At 53.4% G+C, this 11,089-nt stretch carries 9 protein-coding genes, 1 tRNA gene and 1 pseudogene; 9 read left to right on the top strand and 2 right to left on the bottom strand.

All coding sequences use genetic code 11. The features are described from left to right. The first annotated feature begins 136 nt into the window (after nt 1-136). Together AC2FF8_RS15790 and AC2FF8_RS15785 are read left to right on the top strand one after the other, a co-directional pair. Nucleotides 137-212: transfer RNA gene (locus tag AC2FF8_RS15790), tRNA-Lys, on the top strand. Nucleotides 213-626: 414 nt separating this feature from the next. Beyond that, complete coding sequence (locus tag AC2FF8_RS15785) at nt 627-1,355, top strand: SDR family NAD(P)-dependent oxidoreductase (RefSeq protein WP_257599841.1); 729 nt, start codon at nt 627-629, stop codon at nt 1,353-1,355. A gap of 48 nt (nt 1,356-1,403) precedes the next feature. On the opposite strand, the gene AC2FF8_RS15780 is transcribed toward AC2FF8_RS15785, so the two are convergent. Further along, nucleotides 1,404-2,159, bottom strand: coding sequence for an N-acyl homoserine lactonase family protein (locus tag AC2FF8_RS15780; RefSeq protein WP_496880154.1), 756 nt, complete (start codon nt 2,157-2,159; stop codon nt 1,404-1,406). 41 nt (nt 2,160-2,200) lie between these two features. Here AC2FF8_RS15780 and AC2FF8_RS15775 point away from each other — a divergent pair, with 41 nt between their 5' ends. From AC2FF8_RS15775 to AC2FF8_RS15765, 3 genes are all read left to right on the top strand, one after another. Further along, nucleotides 2,201-3,319, top strand: a complete 1,119-nt coding sequence (locus tag AC2FF8_RS15775; protein ID WP_257599843.1) for a pyridoxal phosphate-dependent aminotransferase — start codon at nt 2,201-2,203, stop codon at nt 3,317-3,319. A gap of 188 nt (nt 3,320-3,507) precedes the next feature. Next, nucleotides 3,508-3,981 carry a DUF427 domain-containing protein gene (locus AC2FF8_RS15770; protein ID WP_257599844.1) on the top strand — a complete coding sequence of 158 codons (474 nt, stop codon included), beginning with the start codon at nt 3,508-3,510 and terminating at the stop codon, nt 3,979-3,981. A gap of 84 nt (nt 3,982-4,065) precedes the next feature. Next, entirely contained in the window at nt 4,066-5,307 is a 1,242-nt protein-coding gene (locus AC2FF8_RS15765; RefSeq protein ID WP_496880153.1) for an ABC1 kinase family protein, read from the top strand. Nucleotides 5,308-5,481: 174 nt separating this feature from the next. On the opposite strand, the gene AC2FF8_RS15760 is transcribed toward AC2FF8_RS15765, so the two are convergent. Next, nucleotides 5,482-5,928 carry a thiol-disulfide oxidoreductase DCC family protein gene (locus AC2FF8_RS15760; RefSeq protein ID WP_496873123.1) on the bottom strand — a complete coding sequence of 149 codons (447 nt, stop codon included), beginning with the start codon at nt 5,926-5,928 and terminating at the stop codon, nt 5,482-5,484. A gap of 760 nt (nt 5,929-6,688) precedes the next feature. Here AC2FF8_RS15760 and AC2FF8_RS15755 point away from each other — a divergent pair. From AC2FF8_RS15755 to AC2FF8_RS15740, 4 genes and pseudogenes are all read left to right on the top strand, one after another. Next, a complete protein-coding gene (locus AC2FF8_RS15755) occupies nt 6,689-8,200 on the top strand; it encodes an FAD-binding domain-containing protein (protein WP_496880152.1) in 1,512 nt (503 codons plus the stop codon). Then, nucleotides 8,197-8,274 (top strand): annotated as a pseudogene (locus AC2FF8_RS15750) (DUF2256 domain-containing protein); the annotation flags it as partial. The gene AC2FF8_RS15755 and the pseudogene AC2FF8_RS15750, both read left to right, overlap by 4 nt. Next, entirely contained in the window at nt 8,238-9,578 is a 1,341-nt protein-coding gene (locus AC2FF8_RS15745) for an FAD-binding domain-containing protein (RefSeq protein ID WP_496880199.1), read from the top strand. The pseudogene AC2FF8_RS15750 and the gene AC2FF8_RS15745, both read left to right, overlap by 37 nt. A 3-nt stretch (nt 9,579-9,581) precedes the next feature. After that, on the top strand, nt 9,582-11,081 hold the full coding sequence (locus AC2FF8_RS15740; RefSeq protein WP_496880151.1) for a cryptochrome/photolyase family protein: 1,500 nt from the start codon (nt 9,582-9,584) through the stop codon (nt 11,079-11,081). Nucleotides 11,082-11,089: the final 8 nt, after the last annotated feature.

Here is an 11,089-nt window from a genome sequence, read left to right as displayed (position 1 = left end):
CTGCCTAATTAGGCCGCCTATCGGGTTGCCGGAAACACGCGTTGTTACGGCGAAACGAGGCGCAAATTAAGGGCTTGAACCTGGTTGGGGAATTGCCGTAAAGAGCGCCACGGATCATCAGATCCAACAAAAGAGTGGGCCGTTAGCTCAGTTGGTAGAGCAACTGACTTTTAATCAGTGGGTCGCAGGTTCGAATCCTGCACGGCTCACCACTTTTTTCAATAAAAATAAATACTTACACGAGGCCGTGCGGAGTGCGCTTCGTGACGTGCGGCCTACCGGAAGCAATACGGAAGCACTGTGACAAAGATTGAAGTGTGCTTATTGGATCACAACGGTATAACGCGGCGGCAGCTCACTGACACGTGTGTGCAATCTCCCGGACAATCTCAAGCGGGACTTGAGCAGGTCGGCCACAAAGCCGACCTTCGCTGTGGGTTAGGCACCGAACACAGCGAATGGCGGAAATGCGCAGAAAGCTGACTTTGCAAAGTCTAGCTTGAGCCCAAAACTGACGTGCACTGAATTAAACGAAATTGGCTTTCGCCGCTTTCAGAAAAAAGGGTTATGAGTTTCCTTCTTTAATTCGAAGTATCCCAAATCATACCTAGGTAGGAGGAGTTACCATGAAGACAGCGGTTGTGACCGGCGCCGCGGGAGGGATGGGGCAGGCCATCTGCCGCCAATTGCAGACAAACGGGTTGCATGTGATTGGTCTGGACCTCAAAGAAGAGCGTCTGAACGAACTGGCATCAGAATTTAGTTCGGACTTCACACCTATTTCCGTTGACTTAACTGATCCTTTGGCCGTGGCTCAAACGTTTGAGCGCATTAGGACAGCCCATGGCGGTCTGGATGCTTTGGTAAACAACGCTGGCACCTGCTTTATGTCTGACTTCCCGCACATTCCGCCCGAGGAACTCGAAAAGCAGATGGCAATCAACTTTAATTCTGCATTCCATTGTTGCCAGCAAGCGGTCCAATTGATGTTAGAACGCGAAGGCATCAAAAAGATTGTAAATATCTCATCGAACGGTGCTTACAATTTCGATGTGTTCGACCCTCCGCACTACCGCGCGTCAAAGGCAGCGATGGATACCCTTACAAAAGACCTCGCCCGTCGATACGCACAGGATAAAATCTGTGTAAATTCTCTGGCACCTGCCATGACTGAGACACCGTTGTTCAATGTCTTGACCGAGGAAGTCTTGAAGAAAGCCGTTAGTGCCATGCCACATGGTCATGCGATGCTACCTGAGCAAATCGCCTCTTGGGTTGGTTTTCTCATTTCACCGGCAGGGGATGTTTCCAGTGGGAATGTGATTATTCTGAACCAAGGGCGCGACGTCAGATAACTCTTTGGTGCGACATCACTTTTCGGAAAGATGGTCCAAGGGGTGGGGTCAGCTGTAGACTTCTGGTGCTTTCTTCAGAACAGGCCACTGCTTTGGACAATGCCCATAGATTAGAAAGGCATCTCGCTCGGATGCCAGACGCATCAACCTGTCTGCGCTGGCAATTGCTGCATCTTCGTCCCAAGACCCGGCAAACTTCTCGTCGATTTCTGCTGGTCGGGAAATCGCATCACTGGTCAATAAAATCGCCCCCGACGGAAGATCGACCATTACCGCGATCTGGCCAGGCGCATGACCGGGTGCCATCAAAACGAAGATACCCGGCCCAATCTCTACGTCGTCATCAATAACCAGGTAATCCTGCTCGGGCCATTCCATCGGCCGCATATCGCCCCAATACAAGGGGCGAGGTAAGGCTCGCTCGGCAGAGGAGATGAGAATGGGACTGTTTGGAAAGTCGCCCAATGCACCGATATGGTCGATATGGGAGTGCGTACAAATCTGTAATGTAATGTCTGACGGAATAAGCCCGAGTTTTGCCAGCTGTGCGCGTGGCAGATTGTCTGGTTCGCACTTCAGAACCTCGCCGAACTCATACAATCGATCTTCTTTGACCGCGGCGTCGGTATCAATGGCGTATTTTTCAGGAAATCCAGTGTCGATGAGTATTGATTCTCCCAAATCTGTCCGGATCAGAAACCCGCAGATACCTATGATGCGGCCAGTGGAATGGACCTTGAACAGCCCGTAGTCCAAAACCGCAAGGTCAATCGGTCGCCCTTTGACAAATCCCTCTGCTTGCACAGACTCTCTCCCTGATTGACTACAAAGATTTTGAGTAGAGCATGAAAGTCAAGATACACACACTCTTTCAATACCTACTGGATACCACGGAAGCGGATCCAGAAGCTTTCGTTGGGTTTTCCTTGTCCGAGTCGCCGCGTTTGGGTGAATTCATGGATGCGCTGGATCCAGCGCTGCCGTTGGATTGGAACCAAAACAGCTTTCGGGGTCTGCCTGCTTTACGACGACATGTTTTGGACCGCGCCGGCTTGTCTGATGTTTGCAAGCCAGACGACGTTCTGATCACCGCCGGCGCCGCGGAAGCCAATTATCTTGCATTCATGCAATTGGTCCAACCGGGCGACGAAGTCGTAACGGAACGCCCGGGCTGGCCACAAGCGGGCGTATTGGCAGAGGCAGTCGGCGCGACGCTCAAAGTTGTCGACCGCGAAGAGAGTGCTGGTTGGGTATTGCCGCTCGACAAAGTTGAGGCCGCAGTAACAGCGCGCACGCGGCTCATCTTTATGACCAACCCCAATAACCCCACCGGGCAGTTGATGACACAAGCAGAGCTGGAAAGGCTTGTCCAAATCGCAGATCGCGTAGGTGCATGGCTGGTTGTTGACGAGGTTTACGCGGGATTGGAGTGGGACGGGTCCCGTGCCCCTTCGATTGCTGGTTTGTATCCAAGGGGTATCACGACGGGCAGCGTTTCCAAGGCACTGGGGCTCCAGGGGCTACGCACCGGCTGGATGATATGCCGTGATTCAGATCTCATTTGGGACGCTATTATTCTGCGGGAAAACTCGAGCGAAATTATGAATATTCTCGGCGAAGTCATCGCCGAAATCGCCTTGAGGTCTGACCGATATAATCAGGCTTTGAAAACTGCACGGGCAGCTGGGATGAAAACGCTGGAACGCCTGGATAGGTTTGTTGCCGATCAGCCCAACCTCGATTGGGTCAAACCTCAGGCTGGATTAATTGGTTTGGCACGGCTCGATGGGATTGATGGCGACGTGTTCGCCAAACGCTTGCTCGCCGATCCCTATCGGACATTTCTACTACCGGGTTCGTCTTACGGGATGCAGAACCACATCCGACTGGGTGTGGGGGGAGGTGCTGCTGCCAACCTCGACCTCGGCCTAGAGCGCATGGACGAACTATTGGCAAACTGGTAGATTTAGGACACTCATTTCGACGGTTCGGGCTGCTAAGTCGGTCAAATAACGTTGCCCGTCCCAAGCTGACACTAAGCCCAATTTTGGTGCAAGTTCACCTGCCATGCGCTCAAAGCTCTCTCGCTAGAATAACGCTGTCGGCGCGCTAGTTCGAAGATGGAACAACTGATTCATAACCAAGGTTCGAAATGACAGGTTGGACAACTGAAAATGTTCAAGACTATCCCCGGCCACCTGCGCTGCGGGAGGTGCCCCATAACTTACGGATAGAGTTTGGCGGTCGAACAATCGTAGAAACTGACCAGGCGTTTCAGGTTCTCGAGACCCACCACGCCCCCACGTATTATATTCCGCCGCAAGACATTGATACCGTTCTGACAAAGGCCTCAGGTAGATCATACTGCGAGTGGAAGGGTGTTGCGAGCTACTGGGACGTTCAGAGCGGGGCAGCTGCGGCTAAGAAAGCTGCGTGGAGTTATGCTGCACCAACCACCAGATTTGAACAGATTAAGGACTATCTCGCCTTTTACGCCGGACTTATGGATGCTTGTTTTGTTGGTGAGTACCGGGTGATCCCGCAACCCGGGGACTTCTATGGAGGCTGGGTCACCGAGAACTTGAAGGGTCGTATAAAAGGCGCTCCGGGCACGGAATTTTGGTGAGGATAAATGACGGACCCTAAATCCTCGCCAACCCCTTTGGCCGTTCCTACAAGCCGTTTGGTCCGTGTTGCCGGTTTGAGCAGCATGACAGCAGGCATTGCGGGGAACGTGGCAGCACGCGCCCTAAGAGAGATCGGTCGCGGTGCGCGACCCGATATGCGTGGTTTGTTGATGACACCCGGCAACGTGACACGAGTCGCGGATCAGCTTGCTCGCATGCGAGGCGCCGCGATGAAGGTGGGTCAGTTGATTTCGATGGATGCAGGTGAGGTCTTGCCGCCTGAACTGGCTGACATCATGGAGCGTTTACGAGATCAGGCGCATTTCATGCCGCCGAAACAATTGCGTGACGTCCTGAACCGAGCTTGGGGTGCAGACTGGCGAAAATCCTTCCAATCTTTCGATGTAAGGCCCATAGCGGCAGCGAGCATTGGGCAAGTACATCGTGCGACATTGAAAGACGGGCGCGATGTGGCGATCAAAGTGCAATATCCCGGTATCGCGCGCAGTATCGACAGCGATGTCGCCAATGTTGCTGCGCTGGTTCGCATGTCAGGTTTGCTTCCCAAGAGCTTTGATCTGGATCCGTATATCCAAGAGGCGCGCAGTCAACTGCATGAAGAAACCGATTATGAACGCGAGGGACACCACCTGCGCCATTTTGCAGACCTCTTGCAGAGTGATGAAGCGTTTGAAATCCCGGAGTTCTTTCCGGATTGGAGCACGCCAGAAGTTCTGACGATGTCCTTTCTGGAAGGTCGCCCTATCGAGGCCGTGAGTGATGCGACCAGCGAGGAACGCAATCGAGTTTCAGAATCCTTGGTCAATCTCACGCTGCGCGAGGTTTTCGAGTTTGGTATCATGCAGAGCGACCCAAACTTTGCCAATTACCGATACAACCCATCCAATGGAAAAATCGGTCTCTTGGATTTTGGCGCGGCACGCGCACTGCAACCATCTGCAATAGATGGATATTTGGATCTGTTGCGCGCCGGTTTGCTTGAAGACGGCGCGGCGCTTCGTAAGGCTGCCATACAACTGAAGCTTATTGAAGGTGATGGTCCATTTGACGACCGGATTCTCGGAATGATCCACAGCGTTTTCGAAGCAATTCTATCTGCCAATGAATTTGATTTCTCTGACCGAACTCTTTCCCACCGCCTGAACAAAGAGGGAATGGCGTTGGCCGAGGTTGGCTATATCCCACCCCAGGTGCCAATGGACGTTCTTTACCTTCAGCGAAAGATTGGGGGAATGTTCCTGTTGGCTACTCGATTGAATGCCTCGCTGCCCGTGAAGACGCTGCTTGAAAAGTACGTCATCTGAACTAGCCCAATTCACTCAAAACCAACAAGCCGAACAACTAAAAACCTGCGTCACTGATCAGTGTGACCAACCCAAGACGAAGTGTGAATACGGCGCAAACGTTGCCAAACGCGGATTCGAGAACGCCTTTGAAGAGCCAACCCAGCCATTAGAAATGCCCATCGTTTAGGTTGATCATGTCGACGAATTTGTCCTGTTAACCGGCTTCGCTCCGAACCAAGAGGCGATCTTCGAAAGCTTCGGTCTTAAGGGCAGGAAAACTCGGTATGTAAGTTCTAGCAGGGACGTTACCCCCGGTAAGCCTGCCAGACGCGCCAGCCAACGCCATTTGGGTAAAGTGCCCCAGAGTTCCGTGAACCCGCGCGCACCGGACACAAGTTCTCCATCTGGTCGGCGCACAGTGAATCGATCCATCGCTTCTTGCCGCGTTAGATTTGCCCCGACACGAGCATTGGGTTCTGAAACGTCGACAAACCGCAGGTGTTCAGCGCCCTTGCAAGAAGCATAATGCCCGATCTCAACGGAGCAAAGCGGGCATGATCCATCGTAGTACACCGTAGTGTGCGATTGATCGGCGTCATCAGATGTGAGTGCAAACTCAGCATTGTCCGTTTTGTGCATTTTGTTTGACCTTGCCCATTGGGTTTCGCCGATATGCTCGTGAGAGTTAGCGCGAAAACCAAAGAAACAATGGGGCAGTCGTGGAACACAGATGCGCCATGAAGCCGCAACTTGGGATGCCGCAAGTCATAGTTAACGACAGCTTTGCTCGAATTGCAGGCGTATAGGCAAAATTTTTGCATAGTGCGCGAGGCTTGTAGTTATCTCGCGGTTTGCTGAAGAGAGCTTAAAAGTCGCCGCCACAAAAAATTGACTACGGCAATCAAATAAATTCAATGGTTTCCGTATCGAATGATCGACGAGGCGAAATGCTGCATGAGCCTAATTTACCGATTTCGATGCGCAAACGAGATGACTCGGTTTAGATTTAGCTTTCTCCCATTAACGATGCATTGGGGATAGATGTTCTGGGGTTCGCTGCCAATTGCGCTCACGGTGCTTGGTGGCGTACAGGTCGTTGTGGTGGTCTCTTTAACCTGTGTTCAGAAATCAGAGTTCAAACAAATTAAAGTTGGGCCAACTTTGTTTTTGGCATCGTGTTTTAGGGCTCAGAGCCGTCACCAATCTATGTCACTATTGCCAAGGTCTCATTCTCCAAGCCAGACGCTCATCAATGAGTTCGCGGAAACTTCCAACCTTCAAGTGCCGAAGGCCGATGGCGCCTGCGCAAAGGCCGCGTCCACAGCGAAGTGGAGAGGTGGTTGAAACAAAGATCCGATTTCTGTGGCCATACGTACAGTACTTGAAGAACGGAGGTATCGTGCAGGTCGTTTGGTTCAAACGGGATTTACGGGTAAATGATCATCCGGCACTTTCGCAGGCGTCTGAGGTCGGGCCAGTTCTGCCACTCTATGTTGTTGAACCGGAGCTTTGGCAGCAACCCGACGCGTCAACACGGCAGTGGAACTTTGTTGCTGAGACAATCGCCGGACTTCGAAAAGACCTTGGGGAACTTGGCCAGCCTCTTGTTGTGCGCACTGGGCAGATTGTGTCGGTCCTATCCGAGTTGAAGGATCTTGGTCTAGTCGACGTACTTTGGTCACACGAGGAAACAGGGAACAATTGGACGTATCAGCGGGACCGTCAGGTCGCGGAATGGTGCAGGGATCATGGTGTGCAGTGGCAAGAAGTGCAAAACCACGGCGTTTTTCGCAGGCTCAAGTCTCGTGACGGCTGGGCGGAACGATGGGACAGGTTTATGGCATTGCCCGTTTCGCCACCAGTTGCGCTGCAGCATATCGATATAGAACCAGGGTATATTCCCACGGCGCGCGACCTCGGCTTGCGGGATGATCTTTGCGTTGGTCGTCAAGCCGGTGGACGAGCTGCTGGTTTGGAGCGGCCGAACAGCTTTCTGACATACCGAGGCAAAAGATACCAACGCGAGATGTCCAGCCCTTTGGAGGGAGCCGTTGCGTGTTCGCGGCTGTCGCCCCACCTGGCTTGGGGCGCGCTTTCTATGCGCGAGGTCTCGCAAGCGACTGAAAGGCAAAGACGCCAATTGCCGCCACAAGCAAAGGACTGGCGCAAATCACTGCGCTCGTTTTCGGGCCGGTTGCATTGGCATTGCCATTTTATTCAGAAACTCGAGGATGAACCTCGGATCGAGTTTGAAAACCTGCATCGCCTCTACGACGGGCTTCGACCGAAAGCGCCAGATTGCGAGCTTTTGGCTGCCTGGTCCATAGGCGAAACGGGATATCCGTTTTTGGACGCATGTATGCGGTCATTGCAAGCGACGGGGTGGCTCAACTTTCGGATGCGCGCAATGGTGATGGCCACGGCGAGCTATCATCTTTGGGTGGATTGGCGAGCCCCGGGTGAGCATTTGGCGCGCATGTTTACGGACTATGAGCCAGGCATTCACTGGAACCAGGTGCAAATGCAATCAGGCACCACTGGCATCAATACCGTGCGCATCTATAATCCAGTTAAGCAGGGCTATGATCAGGATCCAGACGGGGTGTTCATTCGGACATGGTTGCCGGAACTGGCCCATATTTCGGATCGGTACATCCACGAACCCTGGAAAGCCCAAGATGGGAAACAAATCATCGGAGCGCATTATCCAGAGCGTGTTTTTGACCATCTCGCAGCAGGCAAAGCCGCGCGAGAGCGGGTATGGGGCGTCCGCCGGAGCACTGAGTTTCGCGCCCAAGCGCAAGCCATCGCAGCAAAGCACGCGAGCCGAAAGACCAGGCGGACTGCTCGCAAAAATGCGCGGTCGGCTCAAAGTCAAGAGCAACTCGGCCTGCCTTTGGGGGACCAATGATGAGGATGCGGAAGAAAGCCGATTTGCCCCAGAAAATCTGCCCGATCTGCAAGCGCCCGTTCACCTTGCGCAAGAAATGGAAAAACGTTTGGGATCAAGTGAAATACTGTTCGAAGAAATGCAGGTCGGCCGCATGACCGAGATTTTTCCAGAACTTGCGGAAGCGAAAGAGACGATCAGTTTCAAGCCCACACGAACCAATGGCCTTAAAAGGCTGAAGCAGTTCGTGGGACGCGCCGGTCGGCATTATGCAGGTAAGCGGAACTACGATTTTGGGACCGATCAACGCAGCAATGTATCGGGTTTGTCACCTTGGCTGCGCCACCGTTTGATAACGGAACAAGAGGTACTGGCAACTGTACTAGCGTCCCATAATTCCGACGCGGCGGAGAGGTTCGTTCAAGAAGTGTTCTGGCGCACTTACTTCAAGGGCTGGCTGGAACAGAGGCCCAGCGTCTGGGCACATTATCAGCGTGATCTGTTGAGTGCTTTAGAGCGACTAAAATTCGATCAGGGCTTAGAGACCCGTTTCAACGATGCAGTGAACGGCAATACCGGCATCGACTGTTTCGATCACTGGGCGCGGGAACTGGTGACGACCGGTTACCTGCACAACCATGCGCGCATGTGGTTTGCATCAATCTGGATTTTTACGCTCCACATACCCTGGCAGCTTGGCGCGGACTTCTTTTTGCGGCATTTGCTGGATGGCGATCCCGCATCGAACACGCTGAGCTGGCGGTGGGTCGGCGGACTGCACACAAAAGGCAAAACCTACCTCGCGCGACCTGATAATATTGCCAAATACACCGAAGGACGGTTTCAACCAAAAAACCTCGCCAAATTTGCCGAACCTCTGACCGAGACAGCAGAACACCCGCTTATTCCGCTTTTGACTCCGCAAGAGCCCCCAGAGGGCCCTTACCTCATGCTGTTGACCGAGGATGATCTGTCAGCCGATAGCTTAATGCCGACATCGCCTGCTGCCGCGATTGGACTTTTGGCGACGCATGGTCGGTCTCCAAATCCGATTGCAGGCGCTGTAACGGATTTTGCCGAAGGCGCGATGAATAGCGCCCTGGAACCTCACGGAAAGCGCGCGCAATCCGCCGAGGATTGGAGTGATCCGTTGATCGAGGCCGCGCGGAATACCGGTGTCAAAACCATTGCAACAGCCTATGCGCCCGTCGGCCCCACTCGGTCACGACTGGATCGTGCGGAACCTCTGTTGAGGGACGCTGGCCTGTCTTTGAACCGGATAATACGACCCCACGACACGATAACATGGCCTCATGCAAGGGCCGGCTTCTTTGGTCTTCGAAAGAAGATCCCATCGCTTTTGAGCCAATTGAACCTGGCCACCCAACCAAGGCCATAGCCGGTGTCCACTGCCGCGCTTTTACTTCCCAACCAATTGTTTGCCCAGCACCCCGGTGTGGCTGCCCGACCCGACGCGGTTGTGCTTTTCGAAGACCCGCTTTTCTTTGGCGATGCGTTTTATCCTGCCATGATGCACAAGCAAAAGCTTTGGCTGCACCGTGCTTCCATGACGCGCTATCGCGATGGCTTGGTCGCCAAGGGATTTGATGCCGCGATTTGGCCCTTTGAGCGGCAGCCGGGCGCTTGCCTGCGCCTGTTTCAAAGTCTGCGGGACCGCGGCATCAGCCATATAATCATGGTTGATCCGGTAGACTTCATTGCAGAAAAACGTCTTCGGGCGGCGGCTGGCAGAACCGATATCACGCTCGATTTCCGACCATCACCTGGTTTTTTGAACACTCGGGCCGACAATCAGGATTGGTTTGCCGGTCGCAAACGCTGGTTCATGGCAGAGTTCTACAAAAGCCAACGCCGCCGCTTGAATGTTTTGATGGACGGCGGTCAACCGGCGGGGGGACAATGGAGCTTTGACAAGGAAAACCGTAAGAAAGTGCCCAAGGCGCTGTTGGGCAGCCTGCCTTGGATCGACTGGCCTTCCCATGACGCGGTTGATGAAGCCGCGAAAGCAAGCGTACTTGATGATTTTCCAGAAGCGTTGGGCAGCTTGGATACGTTGTATTATCCGACATCACACAAAGATGCGTCCGACTGGCTGGCGCAGTTTCTGGAACGGCGGTTTGATCACTTTGGCGACTATGAAGATGCCATTGTTGCGGGTGAAAGCTGGCTGTGGCATGCCGTTCTCACGCCAGCCTTGAACATTGGATTGTTGACGCCCAAACAGGTCTTGGACGCTGCACTGGCGCATGCGGATCGCAAGGGTATTCCCCTGAATTCGGTAGAAGGTTTCATCCGCCAGATCATTGGCTGGCGTGAGTTTATGCGTGCAACCTATGAAAGCCTGGGTGTGCCGATGCGCACTACAAATCACTGGGGCCATCACCGACCAATGCCCCGCGCTTTCTACGACGGAACCACTGGTATTGATCCGCTGGACGACACGATCAAAAGGGTGCTCAAGACAGGGTATTGTCATCATATTGAACGCCTCATGATTTTGGGCGGATTTATGTTTCTGTGCGAAATTGATCCGGATCATGTCTATCGCTGGTTCATGGAAATGTTCGTCGACAGCTATGATTGGGTGATGGTTCCCAATGCCTACGCGATGAGCCAGCATGCCGATGGCGGGTTGATCACCACCAAACCGTACTTTTCGGGTTCAAACTATGTTCGCAAAATGAGCAATTGGGGCAAAGGGCCCTGGGCCGACATTTGGGACGGGCTTTATTGGCGCTTTATCCTGAAACACAGCGATAGACTGGCTGGCAATCCCCGATGGGCGATGATGTGCCGTACGGCTGAACGGATGTCGCCAGAGGCCAAGAGCACGCACATAAAGACGGCTGAAGCTTTTTTGCGACGGATGACACAAGCATGAACACTATG

The sequence above is a fragment of the Ruegeria sp. YTSA144 genome (assembly GCF_059610125.1).
The sequence above is the reverse complement of the archived record's forward strand: the minus strand, read 5'-3'. Positions and strand labels throughout refer to the sequence as shown.